The sequence below is a fragment of the Hubeiibacter jixunmingi genome, assembly GCF_041928215.1.
GTDB lineage: Bacteria > Pseudomonadota > Gammaproteobacteria > Pseudomonadales > Moraxellaceae > Acinetobacter.
This window is the reverse complement of record NZ_JBHFHK010000025.1, coordinates 14072-29516: the sequence shown is the minus strand read 5'-3', so window position 1 is coordinate 29516 and position 15445 is coordinate 14072. Positions and strand designations below refer to the sequence as shown.

Here is a 15445-nt window from a genome sequence, read left to right as displayed (position 1 = left end):
CATTGGGCATCAGTAAGTGTTAGTCTATTCATATAATCAGAATAACTGATTTTCTTTGTATGTCAACACACCCTAATTTAACCCAATATAATGATATTTTAACGTGAGTTAGAAATAAGTGGGCATCTCTGCTCACCAACACATTCTATGCTATGGTGGGCAGGGATGCCCACCCTACTGTTGCGGATTTACATTGTCGTTACCTTGTAATAAATTTATACCTAAACTATTGATAAGTATATTATTATATATCTTTAAAATTTTTAATCAGTTTTCATCCATACAATCCTATTGTTGCTGATTTACATGAATAAAGCTAAAAACAAAAGCTTTAAAATAACCAATAATCATCAATAGCCATATTAGGATTTATGAATTGGTAACGCGGCATAACTATGTTATGATGGTATATCATTTGTAAAGTGAGTGTGAGCAATTGTATCATCGTAGTGGATCGGTACTAAGTTTATTGGCAATATTTTTCAATCTTGCTGTATTTTTGCAACCTGTATTACCTGTACACTATCAATTCGCTTTGGTCTGCGAAAAGATTATGCAAGTAGTCACGTCGCAGCAATCCACTGCCCCTCAAAAAAGCCCAACCATCGATACACGAGCGACCACATCACACATGCATCATCACGATGCTCATGTGATGCATAATCTAGAACAAAATTCTCTCTCAACACATTTGAGTGTAAATAATAATCATCCTACTCAGCAAACACAGCACCATCATGCAGGACACGCCTGTATGTTCTGTAGTGCTTACCAACATGTTGCATCACCAACACATTTTAATTTTGATACCGTTTTTGAACGATATATTAGTCAGTGGCTAAATATACAACAAAGCCATTTTTACCAATTTATTTCTTATCGTGTCGCCTATCAACAGCCACCAAGCCGTGCTCCACCTACTTTATTGTAATTTACTTTTTTTTAAACCATAGGTTTTATGATGCTTGATTTATCAAAACACAAGCACACGAAACCAACTCTACCACTTTGTTTAAATTATTAGGTTTACAATGAAATTTTCTCGTTTAAATGCGACAGGTCGCAATAATTTTAAAATGCTTGGTTTAAGCGTAGCTGTAACCACTTTGATGCTAAGTAACGTGAGCTATGCCCACGACATGATGACGAATGATGACCATGCTCATACTGAAGGTATGACCCATGATTTGGGTACCATCGTCATCACTGCATCTGCTGACGATACGCAAGGCGTACGTATGGTGCGTGATCCAAAACAACCCATTCAGCCTGCTCCTGCCTCTGACGGTGCAGCTTATCTAAAGAGCTTGATGGGCTTTAATGCTGTACAAAGTGGCGGTGTCAATGGTGACGTGACTTTCCGTGGCATGTTTGGTTCGCGTATCAAGCTACTCAATAATGGCACAGAAAATCTTGGTGCTTGCCCATCTCGTATGGATAACCCTGCGACTTATATTGCCCCTGAAAACTATGACAAAATCACCGTCATCAAAGGTCCACAGAGCGTAGAGTTTGCAACGCCAGGTTCGGCAGCTACAGTACAATTTGAACGTAAAAAACCAGATTTTAGCGATCGTCCAAACGATGCAAAAGTCGGCTATCAAGGTAACTTTAGCACACTGGTTGGTTCGTTTGGTCGTTGGGATCACAACCTAGACATGGCTGTGGGTAATGAGCAATTTTATAGCCGTATCAATGCCAATCGCTCTGCATCGAATGATTATGAAGATGGTCAAGGTACACGTGTTCATGGTGCGTGGATGCGTTGGAATAGTGACTTAACTGTTGGCTTTACACCAAACAAAGATACGACCATTGAGCTCACTGCAGGTACAGGCGATGGTGAAGTAGCTTATGCAGGTCGTGCTATGGACGGCTCACAATATAAGCGTACAAGTTATGGCTTAAACGTGGAAAAAACCAATATCACTCCACTCATCAGCAAAGTAGAAGCAAAAGTAAATTATAATAATAATGACCATATCATGGACAACTTTAGCTTACGCAAACCTCAAGATATGGGCATGATGAATGGCGGTAGTATGCCAAATCATGGTGGTCATGGTGGTCACGGTGGTCATAATGCACCAAATATGGGTGGCAATATGTCGCACGGTAACATGGGCATGTCATCACAAATGGCAATGCGTGTCACACGCGAAACTTTAAATAGCCGTATCGCCATGCAAATGGACGGTGATAAGTGGCAACTTAAAACAGGTTTGGACAGTCAGCGTAACAATCATGGCGGCGAAATGTATAGCCCAACCATGGCAAGTATGAATATGCCTTATCAAAAAAACATGAAATATCAATCTTTTGGTGGTTTCGCAGAGTTAAGCTATGACTTAAATCCTGAACATCGTATGATCGTTGGCGGTCGTGCTGATCAGGTGAAGATTGACGCATTAAAAACCATGCGTATGGCTACGCCTCAACAACGTAAAGATACGCTACCAAGTGGATTTATCCGTCATGAATACGACAATGGTGCAGGTTTAAGCACTTATGCAGGTGTCGGACATGTTGAGCGTTCACCTGATTACTGGGAGCTTATGGGTGGAAATGTAAGCAATCGTGCTGAGAACTTTAGTCAGTTGCGTAATGAAAAGACTACACAACTTGATGTAGGTTTCAAGTATGATATGGAAAATTGGAACGCTTGGGCGTCTGCTTATGCAGGTCAAGTCAAAGACTTTATGTTGATGAGTTATGTTGATAAATCAAACAAAAAGTCAAAAAATGTTGATGCACGTATCGCAGGTGCTGAAGCAGGCATAGCTTATCAGTTTAGTCCAGAATGGTCAGCTGATGTAAATGCTATGTACGCATGGGGCAAAAACACCACAGACAACCAAGCTTTACCTCAAATTTCACCATTTGAAACACGTTTCAACGTACGTTATAGCCAAGATAACTACAATGTTGGTTTGTTATGGCGTGCGGTAGCAGCACAGAATCGCGTTGCCTTAAACCAAGGTAATGTCGTTGGTTACGATGTAAAACCTAGCAAAGCATTTAATATTTTATCGTTAAATGGTAGTTACGATTTTAATGATAAAGTTAATCTCAGTGCAGGTATCGATAACCTGACCAACAGAACTTATATTGAGCATTTAAATCGTCTAGGCGACGCAGGCACAGGTTTGGTAGCGACTGAGCAATTTAACAATATTGGACGTAACTATTGGACACGTCTAAACGTTAAATTCTAATTGATTTATCTCGAACACGAAGTCCGTGACAAAAGGAATTGTCACTCGCTTTATTGTTTTATATACCGCATTTTGAAGTTTTATTTTTGATAGGAGTGAGCATTATGGCTCAACACGTTGATGAACAAACCATGTCCAACAAATCAATTTTTGGTTGGAAAGGGGTATTATTATTCTTGTTATTTGCAGGTGGTTTTTTAGGTTTATTATTTTTCGCTATGAGCAATGAACCTGATTATATGCCAAGCCAACGCAAAGCCGCTGAACAAAAAGCAGCTCAAGCCAACACCCAAAATGCGACAGTTAATAGTGCATCTGCTCCAGCACATGATATGGCGAATATGCAACATGATGCCAACACTGGTCATGCTGGTCATAGTAATCAAATGGCGCCCCCTGCATCAGCAGCTCAGTAATTGCAAAACTGATATTCCCAAAAAATCCCACAAATCTAAATCTTTGTGGGATTTTTTATCGATCGAATTTAAACGAATCTTTTAAATTCCGCCTGCACGAATCGCCTTATCCAAGTCATTTAGACGCTCTGGCGTGCCGACATCGACCCAAGCAGTCGTCATTTTTTGCCCACTTACCTTGCCGTTTTGCATGGCTTGGCGTAATAATGGTGCAAGTGGTCGTTTGCCCTGTTCTAAACCCACAAATAATTGTGGCGACAGTACACTAATGCCAGCAAAGGTAAAGGTGTGTTGCTCGATTTGACTGTCCAATTGTTCAGTTTGTTCAAAACTAAAAACTTGCTGATTTGCCAAGATAAAATCGCCTTTTGGATGCTGTGGCGGATTATCCACCAACACCAAATGAGCTAAATTGTCCTTTAAATCAAAGTTTAAAAGTTCAGCAAAATCAAAACGTGTCCACACATCACCATTAATCAATAAAAATGGTTCATCGCCCAACAAAGGCAAAGCTTGAATAATACCGCCTGCGGTTTCTAAGCCTTCGTCTTCTAGTGACCAATAAATATTTACACCAAATTGTGAACCATCGCCTAAACTTTCGACTATTTTTTCTTTCAGCCAAGCCGCATTAATCACAATATCGGTAATACCTATGGCTTTGAGTTTTTCGATATGCCAAACGATTAAAGGTTTATCTGCAACCGCTAACAGTGGTTTGGGCGTGGTCAAGGTCAATGGACGCATACGATTGCCCAGACCTGCCGCCAAAATCATTGCTTTCATGTTTTTTCCTATTCAATAAATTCCAATTAAATCTTTCATCATGAAATCGCCATTTTCAATACCTCTCCCTTGCAAAGCAGTGCTTCTCAGCAATTTTAATGAAGAGAAGTTCCCTCCCCCTTAGGGGAGGGTTAGGGAGGGGGATAAAATCAGTGAATTAAATTTTCAAGTTGAAAATGCATTTTTGAAATAAAATTATTCAGCAACAATCGCAATATAATTGCCATATTTTTGTTCAAATTTTGCCATCACCACATCTTCAACAAAATCACGCAAAGCCACCATTTCAGGTACATCTGGCAATAATGGATGCATTAATTCTTGACGGAAATACCACATCACACGTGGCAAGTCTTTTAGATAACCCGACTTGCCATCACGTTCAAATAAACGTACAAAAATACCCAACACTTTGAGATGACGTTGTAATGCCATCACTTCTACATCGATTTTAAATTGATTCAGATCACGCTCTTGTTTCTGCGAATCAGGCAACATAGCATAAAATTGCTCAATCCAAGTATCCACTTGTTGGGCTTTCCATTGTACATAAGCATCACGCACGATTGAAATCAAATCATAAGTATCAGCACCACGCACCGCATCTTGGAAATCAATTACGCCCAAATCTTGCTCATTATTCAACACCATCAAATTGCGACTATGATAATCACGATGCACAATGACTTGCGGTTGAGCTTGGATATTTTTTAACAAATATTGATAAGCATTATCCAATACAGCCTTGCGTTCTGCGGTAATGTCAATCGCTAATGCAGGCAGTAGCCACTCATCAAACAAATGCATTTCTTGCAATAATTTTTCAGCAGAATAATCAGGAATAATTTGACCATCAACTGCGATAGATTGTAATTGTACGATTTGTTTAAACGCTTGGATATAATATTGATCCACTGTAGCATCATTCAAAACAGTAGATAATAATTCATCACCAAAATCTTCTAATAACAAAAAGCCTTGCGTCAAATCTTGTGCAATAATTTGTGGCACACGTGTACCATTTTCGGCGAAATATTCAGCAATCGTAACAAAAGGTTTGCAGTCTTCTTTTTCTGGTGGTGCATCCATCAACATATAGCTTTTATTTGCCACATGAATGCGTGCATAACGTCGAAAACTGGCATCACCTGCCAAATAGTCCATTGTAAAATCTTGCTCTGGCAAGACCTGAGTGAGCCAAGATTCAATCTGTTGTGTTCTTTGCATAAAATTTGTACCCGTATTTGCAAAAATAACGCTATTATTTCGTGGCTAAGTGTAGTCGTTTTGCGATTTTTTCTCTATCATGCAAAGAGAATTTTTTAATTATTTTTTGTGTTGTCTTATTTATGAAAACTGCCTTTAAGTTTAATCCACTTTTTAAAGCCTTATTCGCATGTGCGAGCGTGTCTTTGAGTAGTGTATCTTTTGCTCAAACGACACAATCATCTTATAACAGCAACATTGTAAATACACCCACATCTCAAGCACCTGCGATGGCTGATAAAAACACAAAAAAAACAGATTCTGTTCAATATGCTGAAATGTATCAAAAAGGTGCTGATTTCTTTTCACAATATTATCAGACTCATCCTGTATATAAAAATAATTTAAAAACATCATCGCAGACTGATAATAGTCAAGTAAATCAATCTTCCACTGAAAATGTAGACCAAAGTTCGACGAATACAGCCGAGCCACGTATCTCTACTTCAAATGCACAAGATACATCGCAAAATATCGCAACCGCTGAACAAAAATCTCAACAAGACACTCAAACAAATATTCGAAAAAATACTCAGAATAAAAATCCACTGAGCCAATTATATCGTGCTGAAGATACACAACGCCCTGCACTCTGTTCAGGACAGTGGGTCACACCAATCCCTGCAAATCAACCAGCCAACGGAGACGTAGTGAACAGCACATCGACCATTACTGCTGATCAAGGTTACTATAACCCGCAAGGTGTTTCGTATATCGAAGGCGATGTCATCATTGAGCAACAAGGTCGCCAAATCCGTGCCGACAAAGTTGAGCTTGACCCGACACAGACTTTTGCAACTGCCAAAGGTAAAGTGCAAATTGCTCAAAATGGTTTGGTTACGCAAAGTGATGAGATCCAATATAATTTAAAATCTCAAACTGGCAATCTTAATAATAGTTTTTATATCAGTGAGCAACAACAAGCTCACGGCTATGCACGCCAAATTCAGCGTCCAAACGACAATAGTACCATTTTGCGTCATGCCAGTTATACCACTTGTGCACCAAGTACAAGTCCGACATGGCATATTCAAGCCAAAGAAATTACCATTGATCAAGATACTGGTCGTGGTATCAGCAAAGACACCCGTTTATATATCAAAAACGTGCCTGTATTAGCGGTACCTTATTTTAACTTCCCTATTGATGACCGTCGTACCAGTGGCTTTTTGACGCCATCTTTTGGTTATACCAATGATGGTGGTGTTCAACTTGCAGTACCTTATTATCTGAATTTGGCACCAAATTATGATATGACGGTCACGCCACGCTATTTACATGGTCGTGGTGTCATGGCAGAAAGTGAGTTTCGTTACCTAACTGAAAAATACGGACAAGGTCAAATTTGGGGTGGCTATTTGCCAAGTGATAGACGCTATGCCAAACAAGATCGTAAAAGCTTACATCTCACGCATGATTGGCAAGTGAACTCCAGCATCAATGCACATGCTGATATCAATTACATTTCAGACAAAGACTATTTTGCTGATTTAGGTAATACGCCAAATAGTAGTGATAGTGTCTATCAACCACGTAGCCTGATGATCAATTATCGTCACCCAAAAGTGGACAATCTCAGTGCTCAATTGCGTGTACAAAGCTTCCAAACTTTAGATACATCCATTCCTGATGTAAATCGACCTTATGCTCGTATACCGCAGTTACTGATTAATTATCACGGCGGTCATTTGCAAGGTTGGAATTATAGATTGCAGAGTGATAGTGCCTATTTTAAAAAGCCAATTAACGATGGCTCTGCTTTAGAACGTAGTGGTGCACGCTTTTATAATCAAGCAGATCTCAGTTATAACTATCAACGCACAGGTTTCTATGCCAAACCGACTTTATCACTGCGTAGTCTTTACACCGTTTTTGATCGTGACAGTAAGTTAAGTCAAGGTTTTGACCAAAATGAAAGCGTCTCTCGTGGCACGACTTTGCCACAATTTACGTTAGATACAGGTTTGATTTTTGATCAAATGAATAAAACAGGGCAATACTTACACACCTTAAAACCACGTTTATTTTATGCCTATACGCCTTATCATAATCAAGATGATTTTGCCAATTTTGACAGTACTTATGCTTCTATTGGTTATGATCAGCTATTTAGCCCATATCGTTTTTATGGACATGATCGTATCGAAGATAATCATTTTGCATCGCTTGGTTTGAGTTATAGTCTATTTGACCAACAAGGCTTAGAAAAAATTCGTGCTAGTCTGGGACAAAGTTATTACTTTGCAAATCGTCAAGTACAGCTACAACAGGACTACGACAATCTGACTTATAACCAAAAGACCAGTGGCCCTGTTTTATCTCTATCTAGCCAGCTTTATCCAAATCTATATATACATGCCAATAGTGCTTGGCTGAGTAATGGCAAAAATGCGTTAAATAATTTTTCAGCAAATTATAATGATGATCATGGTGCCAGTTATCAACTGGGTTATTACCAACGCCGTGAAATCAATGATTTAGGACAACAAGCATATCAGCAAGCCATCGCATCGATTGTACAACCAATTGATAACAATTGGCGTGCCTTGACTCATGTACAATACGACCTGAAACAAAAGACCATGCGTGAAGTGTTGTTGGGCTTAAATTATGAATCTTGTTGTTGGGGGCTATCAGTTTATGGTCGTCGCTATTATAATGACTTGGCTGATATCCGTCATACCAAACCAACGCAAGCCATCATGGCAGAGTTTTCACTTAAAGGTTTAGGTGGCCTATCAGGTCGGTTAACTTCTTTGCTTGAACAGCGTATGTTCGGTTATAATCGTATCAATCAATCTTGGAACTAACTTAGTTTGCGGACTATACTTATGAAAATTACTCAATTGTCTAAAATTTTGCGTCATACTACCCTTGGTATCGCACTCTTGACTGCATCCGCTTTGGTCAATGCCAAAGTCAGCGATCGTGTGATTGCAATCGTTGATGAACGTGCCATTTTGGCAAGTGAGTTGGATCAAGCTGTAAATATTGTTGCCAATGAAATGCAAAAGCAAGGCGTACGCCTAGATATGCGTCAAGTACGCCGTGACGTACTCAACCAGTTAATTACTCGCCAAGCACAATTGCAACAAATCGAACGCCTCGGCATGAAACCTACTGATGCAGGCCTAGATGCGGCTGTGTTGGCTTATGCCAAACAACAAGGCTTCGACAGTTTAGAATCTTTTCAGCGTAGCTTAGACAGCAAACAAGCAGGCAGTTATGCACAGGTTCGTGGTCAAATTGCTGAAGATTTATTAGTTACTCAATTACGTCAGCAACAAGTATTATCACGTATCAAAGTATCTGAACATGACATTGATGTATTTTTGAAGTCAGCACAAGGACAAAATGCACTAGGTATGCAAGTACATACATTGCATTTCCGTGTAGCACCAACGTCTCAAAACACCTCTACAGCTGCGGTAGAACAAGCTGCACAAAATTTGTCTAAAGCACTACAAAATAGCAATGATTTTCTTGCATTGAGCCAGCAATACAGTAGCAATGATGTATTGGTTCAAGGTGGTGACATGGGTTTTAAATCTTTGTCTGATATGCCAAGTGAATTGTCTGCACGTTTAGCAGGCTTAAATGATGGACAAGTATCTGATCCAATCTTGGCAGCAGATGGTATCCATGTGGTAAAAGTTTTGGCACGCAAGTCAGATGACCAACGTACTATTATTACTGAGTATGCAACACGTCATATTTTGATTCAGCCAAGTGAATCAGTGACACCAGTAGCTGCCAAACAACAAATCGATGCCATCCATCAACGTCTAAAACAGGGTGCAGACTTTGCTACTCTCGCCAACACTTATTCTACCGACCCTGGCTCACGTGGTAATGGTGGTAGCTTAGGTTGGGTGACTTCAGGCATGATGGTACCGCAGTTTGAAAGTGTCATGAAAGCTACACCAGCTGGCAAAATCAGTCAGCCTTTCCAAAGTCAATTTGGCTGGCATATTATCAAAGTCGATGAAGTTCGTCAGAGCGACAAGACCAAAGAAGTACAACGCAATGTAGCACGTCAAATTCTTGCAGAACGCCAATTCGCTGCTGAAGCTGACAATTGGACTCGCGAAATTCGTGCGAACGCATATGTTGATATCAAAGATGCAAGCTTGAAATAATTTTATTCTTGCTATAAATAAAGGGCTAAACTTTTCGTTTTAGCCCTTTATTTTATCTTACTTGCTTGTACGTCTATATATGTTCAGGTAAAACCTAATCAAATTACCAAAAAACATACTAACAAAACACACCAATATGGCATTACTTAAAAGTCACCAGTAGCGTTTCTGCAATCGCCATCATAATATTATCCAAAATGATCAGTCCTAAGATGGCAATCAGTGGCGAAAAATCTAACATACCACCGCTCGGTAAAATCTTACGCAATGGTGCAAGTATCGGCTCCATCAAATCTTGCAATACTTCAGTAAAAGGACCTCTTGTTTGGCGAATCATGCTGATTAAACTGGTTACAATTGCAGCAAAAATAAGATAACGGCAAAATGTGATCATACTGTCTGTAATAGCCATCAAAGTACCCAAAATCAAGCCATCAGCACTATGATTTAAGCCTTTATACAGGGTATCAAAAATATAAATCCCTATACCTGAGTAATTACTCACCCACACTTTGAGCAAAAACAGTACTGGCAGTAAAATCAGTGCTGCCAAATTGATACGACCGCCTGCCAGTTTTGGCAACGCACTATTAAAAATATCTAAAAATGATGTGGCTTTTACGGTAGATTGCACTACATTATTGCTCGGATTGATTGCCGCCAATTGCATAAGTAGTCGTATAAATAATAAGATAATCAGTACGTTTAACAAAACCAATAAAATAATCGCCAAAACCTATCTCACTTTGTTCAATTAAAATTTTAAAAAATCATTGGTGTATATTGCGATTGTCGCAAAATAGCCACCTTAACCTAAATCTGCTTTAAACTGTTGTTCCAGCTCAACTGCCAATTCACCGCTACGCTGATAAGCCGCTTGCATACCTTGTGCAATGTGCTGTGCAATGTGCTGTTGATCAAAAGATTCGATGGCAGCTTGTGTAGTACCATTTGGTGAAGTCACACGACGACGCAATTCTGCAACATCAAACTCGCTTTGCTGTGCCATCATGCTTGCACCTGTTGCAGTTTGTAATGCCAGTGCTTTTGCAGTTTCTATATCTAGCCCCAAATCAGTGCCTGCTTTGATCATCGCTTCAATCATATAAAAGAAATATGCAGGTCCTGAGCCTGACAGTGCGGTAACCGCATCGATTTGCTGTTCATTTTGCACCCAAATTGCTAAACCTGTAGCTTGTAAGATTTGGAGCGTCAATTGTTTCTCTGATTCAGACACGGCATCCGCTGCAAAAGCTCCACTCGCCCCCATTTGCAACAATGCAGGTGTATTTGGCATAACACGTACGATACGTTGATGGTCACCCAAAAGTTGAGCAATAGAAGAAATTTTTGCACCTGCAACGACAGAAATAATTAATTGTTGTTTGAGTTTACCGTGCAAAGGGGACAAAACTTGTGCCAAGACTTGTGGCTTTATTGCCAATACGATCACATCAGCCTGATCAATAAAATCAGTCGCTTGTGATGTTGTTGCAATATTTTTTTCATTAAAATATTGTTGGATTGCCGTTGATGGATCAGCCACCATAAATTGTGAACTGGCAACCCCTTGTGCCAATAAGCCACCAATCAATGCTTGTGCCATATTACCGCCACCGATAAATAACATACGGTGTTGCTGTAAGTCTGTCATGCTCTCAACCCCTCTCTTAACAATCATTTTAAATTTAGCCCTTTGGCTATTGCGATACACGTGCCAAAGTCCAGCCACCTTGCACAATATAATCACTTTGTGCCAAATCAAAGCCTGATGGCGTCAAAACACCCAGTATAGTAGCATTATATTGCACACATTGCACATGCTTACGTTGCCAAGGGGTAACTTTATGTTGTTGAAGATATTTTTTTAATACTTGTCGATGTGGGCGATGTAAAAAAGCAATTTTTTCACCGCCTTGTCTTGCCATAAAGTCCAATTCTTTTGTAAATAAATCTAAACTCAAACCAAACTCATCATCTGCTTGCAAAACGACTTTAAATTGACCAAATTGACTGTGAATTACTTGTGCTAGATTTAAGCTCATTTGATAATCTACTGGCGTATTTTGCCAGTTTTGCCAAGCTTCTGCGGTATAACGATATAGCTTGTCGTCATAACGTAAAAAATAATGACCTGCATAATGTAGCTGACTTTCCGCATCAATTTTAGCCTGAATCACATCATTTTGCAGATGATTCAAGATATGCATTGGTGCTTTATATTGTTGTTCTGCCTGTAAAAACCAAACTAATAATTGTCTTTGCCTTGCTGCTGATAAACATCTAAATAGATTTAAATCAATATACATTACTACTGAATCATTCTGTATTTGTTGCACACACTGTGCAATATCTTGCTGCAACACTTCATACAAGATCGATTGACTGTCCTGCATAATTTTAGCACAACGAGTCAAGCTATCCTGCATCTTTCCAAAGCGTTGTTCTAACAATGGAAATAAGCTTTCTCTACACCATACACGATCATAATCTAGGCTATGATTCATGGGGTCATCTGCGTATTGAATCTGAAATGTATCCATCAATGCTTCAATATCAGATTTTGCCGTCTCCAATAATGGACGCCATAAAAAATAATGGTGCGGAATTTCTAAAGACAGTGTTGCATGATCAAGGTGAGTTAAGGTACGCTGCTCCACGATTTTCATTGCTGACAAGCCTTGTACACCTGTACCTTGCAACAATCGTAGTAGTACCGTTTCTGCTTGATCTTGTTGATGGTGTGCCAGAATTAACACATCGTTGGGCTGTAATTGTTGTTGTAAAGCTTGATAACGAGCTTGGCGAGCTTGGTTTTCTAGGTTGCCCGCTTGTACATCAACGGCAATAATTTTGCAAAATAAATCAAGTTGTTGGCAATGGGTTTGAACAAGCTCTCCCCATACCGAACTCTGCGCTTGTAATTGATGATCGATATAAACCACATGGATAGGCTGTGCAATGTGATGTTGATGCTTTAAAGTAGCAAGAAGATAAAGCAGTAACATGGAATCCATGCCACCACTACATGCCAAAAACAAACGAGCAGTTGCTGAAAACTGCTCGCATTGCTGAATAAGATTAGAAAATAAATATTTTAATTTTGACTTGTGAGATTGGCACTGCCAAATTTCATCAAGCGTTGATAACGGGCTCCGCATCTTGCATCTGCATCAAGTTGATTAAGTTGTGCTAGGCTGTTTTTCAATTCTGCATGAAGATTTTGCATGACTTGTTCTGTGTTCAGATGAGCTCCCTCACCTTCATCAATCACAGTTTCAATGATGCCCAACTGCTGTAAACGCTGAGCAGTCAGAGACAATGCTTCGCTGGCACGTTCAGCTTTATCAGCAGTTTTCCACAAAATTGATGCACAGCCCTCTGGTGAGATCACCGAATAAATACTATGTGAAAGCATAATGACTTTGTCTGCAACACCAATCGCCAAAGCACCACCCGAACCGCCTTCACCGATGACTGTAGCAACCACAGGCACTTTCAAGCTAGACAATTGTGCTAAATTGCGTGCAATCGCTTCGGCTTGTCCACGTTCTTCAGCACCTACCCCAGGATAAGCACCCATGGTATCAATAAAGGTTAATACAGGTAAACCAAAGCGTTCTGCCATATCAAATAAGCGTTGCGATTTACGGTAGCCTTCAGGATTACACATGCCGAAATTATGCTGTAAACGTTCTCTTGTACTACGCCCTTTATGTTGTCCGACCACCATAACAGGCTGACCATCAAAACGGGCTAAAGCACCAATTAACGCACCATCATCACCGTACAAACGGTCACCATGCAACACATCAAATTCACTAAATAATACATTCGCATAATCTAAAAATTGTGGACGCTCTGGGTGACGTGCAATTTGCACGGTTTTCCATGCTTGTGAAATCTTGGCTTTGCTACTCATAAACTACTCGAATAATTGCAGATCAGGTAAGCCAAAATATATTTTCTAACTTACCTCATTTTCAATGTACGCTCATATTTAACACAGTGTTGTGTCAATTCCATGTGGTGATTGGCGTCAAGATTTGCAAATCAACTTGCCAGTTTCTAAACTGTTGCTGCTCATCTTGTAAATCGACAATCAATAATGGCCATTGTTTCACATCGCCTAAGATATGTAATTGCCAACTATGCTCATTTTTTACGAGTAAATTAAACTCAGGCAAAGTCTCATCGCTGTGACTATGATTAAGCACAACTGCGAGTCTTAAAATTAAACATAGATAAAGCAAAGACTTAGTGTTATTTTTTAATAAAACGTTCAAACTATCATTGCGTAATTTGCGACGATGGTGAGCGACTAAAAGTGCCAAATGGTTTTGGTCTATCTTAGAAAAGCCTGGAATATCAGAATGCTGTAACAAATAAGCACCATGACGATGATAACCATTATGACTAATTGCTAAGCCAATTTCATGCAAATAAGAAGCTCGGCGTAATAGATCTCCATCATCTTCTGACAATTGCAAAGTACTTTTACTGTCTTCAAAGAGTTTTTGAGCGGTCTGTACTACACGTTCAGCTTGTGCGTGGTCTGCACCGTAGCGTCCCAACATCGCTTGTACACTGCGATCACGAATGTCTTCATGGCGGAAACGACCAAGCAAATCGTACATAACACCTTCACGTAAAGCACCGTCCGAATACACCAAACGTTCAATTTTGAGTACTTCAAAAATCGCATACAGAATTGCCAAACCTGCTGGCAGTACAGCACGGCGGTCATCTTTTAGCCCGTCAAAATCAATCTTTGAAACATGGTTATATTTCAAGACACGCTCTTTGAGTTTTTGTAGTGCTTGCCATGTGATGCTTTCTTGGCTATCACTCAAACCCATATTCAACAAAATTTGACGGCAAGCTTTAATCGTACCACTCGACCCAACGACATTATTCCAGCCCGTATTTAAATAAGCTTTTGCAATTGCCATTAGCTCTTTACGTGCTGAAACGACTGCTTTATCAAATGCTTTTTCAGTGATACTACCATCAGCAAAAAACGTCTTGGTATAAGCCACGCAACCCAACTGTAAAGATTCGGTCATGATCGGTTCAAAGTTTTCACCAATGATAAACTCAGTTGAGCCACCACCAATATCAATGACCAAGCGGCGACCTTCATCTGCCATCGTATGTGACACACCAAGATAAATGAGACGTGCTTCTTCACGTCCTGCAATGATTTCGATCGGCTTAGGTAAAATTTTTAATGCTTTATCAATAAATTCATCGCCATTTTCGGCTTGACGTAGAGCATTGGTCGCCACAATACGCAAGCGACTACTCGGCACAGTACCCAAACGCCCAACAAAGCGTGACAAACAAGCCAAACCGCGCTGCTGTGCAGCTTCACTCAAATAATTATTTTCATCTAATCCAGCGGCTAACTGGACTTTTTCTGACATGGACGCCACTTTTTTGACTTCACCGTGATCGACACGTGCAATTGCCAAATGGAAACTATTTGATCCCATATCAATCGCTGCCAACAGTTCATCATCAACCAATAAATCCGCCATAACTTACCCCAAAAGAATACTCGCCTAGAGTAAAGCAAATCGTGTTTTTTTTAAAGTAGTTATTGCAGATTTCGCCATAACTT

The 15445-nt window shown here is 39.8% G+C and carries 12 protein-coding genes; 5 read left to right on the top strand and 7 right to left on the bottom strand.

The window, feature by feature from the left end; translation table 11 throughout:
* The first annotated feature begins 553 nt into the window (after positions 1–553).
* From ACEYX7_RS05680 to ACEYX7_RS05670, 3 genes are all read left to right on the top strand, one after another.
* Entirely contained in the window at positions 554–931 is a 378-nt protein-coding gene (locus ACEYX7_RS05680) for a hypothetical protein (RefSeq protein WP_374803701.1), read from the top strand.
* Between the two features lie 100 nt (positions 932–1031).
* Positions 1032–3215: a TonB-dependent receptor domain-containing protein gene (locus tag ACEYX7_RS05675; protein WP_374803703.1), complete on the top strand. Its 2184-nt coding sequence runs from the start codon at positions 1032–1034 to the stop codon at positions 3213–3215.
* Positions 3216–3319: 104 nt separating this feature from the next.
* Complete coding sequence (locus tag ACEYX7_RS05670; protein ID WP_374806878.1) at positions 3320–3631, top strand: hypothetical protein; 312 nt, start codon at positions 3320–3322, stop codon at positions 3629–3631.
* Between the two features lie 81 nt (positions 3632–3712).
* On the opposite strand, the gene murU is transcribed toward ACEYX7_RS05670, so the two are convergent.
* Both murU and ACEYX7_RS05660 read right to left on the bottom strand, forming a co-directional pair.
* The gene (murU, locus tag ACEYX7_RS05665; RefSeq protein ID WP_374900300.1) at positions 3713–4417 is read right to left on the bottom strand and encodes an N-acetylmuramate alpha-1-phosphate uridylyltransferase MurU; all 705 of its coding nucleotides are present in this window, start codon (positions 4415–4417) and stop codon (positions 3713–3715) included.
* A 195-nt stretch (positions 4418–4612) separates the two neighbouring features.
* Complete coding sequence (locus ACEYX7_RS05660; RefSeq protein ID WP_374803708.1) at positions 4613–5644, bottom strand: aminoglycoside phosphotransferase family protein; 1032 nt, start codon at positions 5642–5644, stop codon at positions 4613–4615.
* Between the two features lie 122 nt (positions 5645–5766).
* Between ACEYX7_RS05660 and ACEYX7_RS05655 the strand changes: the two genes are divergently transcribed.
* Positions 5767–8493 carry an LPS-assembly protein LptD gene (locus ACEYX7_RS05655; protein WP_374900298.1) on the top strand — a complete coding sequence of 909 codons (2727 nt, stop codon included), beginning with the start codon at positions 5767–5769 and terminating at the stop codon, positions 8491–8493.
* Between the two features lie 21 nt (positions 8494–8514).
* Positions 8515–9822, top strand: a complete 1308-nt coding sequence (locus ACEYX7_RS05650; RefSeq protein WP_374803712.1) for a peptidylprolyl isomerase — start codon at positions 8515–8517, stop codon at positions 9820–9822.
* Positions 9823–9964: 142 nt separating this feature from the next.
* Here ACEYX7_RS05650 and ACEYX7_RS05645 read toward each other — a convergent pair whose 3' ends face one another.
* The 5 genes from ACEYX7_RS05645 to ppx all read right to left on the bottom strand — a co-directional run bounded on the left by ACEYX7_RS05645 (position 9965) and on the right by ppx (position 15362).
* Positions 9965–10555: a YggT family protein gene (locus ACEYX7_RS05645; protein WP_374806877.1), complete on the bottom strand. Its 591-nt coding sequence runs from the start codon at positions 10553–10555 to the stop codon at positions 9965–9967.
* Positions 10556–10630: 75 nt separating this feature from the next.
* Entirely contained in the window at positions 10631–11476 is an 846-nt protein-coding gene (gene proC, locus ACEYX7_RS05640; RefSeq protein ID WP_374803716.1) for a pyrroline-5-carboxylate reductase, read from the bottom strand.
* A gap of 46 nt (positions 11477–11522) precedes the next feature.
* Positions 11523–12983, bottom strand: a complete 1461-nt coding sequence (gene tilS / locus ACEYX7_RS05635; RefSeq protein WP_374803718.1) for a tRNA lysidine(34) synthetase TilS — start codon at positions 12981–12983, stop codon at positions 11523–11525.
* Positions 12920–13744, bottom strand: coding sequence for an acetyl-CoA carboxylase carboxyltransferase subunit alpha (locus ACEYX7_RS05630; protein ID WP_374803720.1), 825 nt, complete (start codon positions 13742–13744; stop codon positions 12920–12922). The genes tilS and ACEYX7_RS05630 overlap by 64 nt, the downstream gene beginning before the upstream one ends.
* A 94-nt stretch (positions 13745–13838) precedes the next feature.
* Complete coding sequence (gene ppx, locus ACEYX7_RS05625; protein ID WP_374803722.1) at positions 13839–15362, bottom strand: exopolyphosphatase; 1524 nt, start codon at positions 15360–15362, stop codon at positions 13839–13841.
* Positions 15363–15445 lie beyond the last annotated feature (83 nt).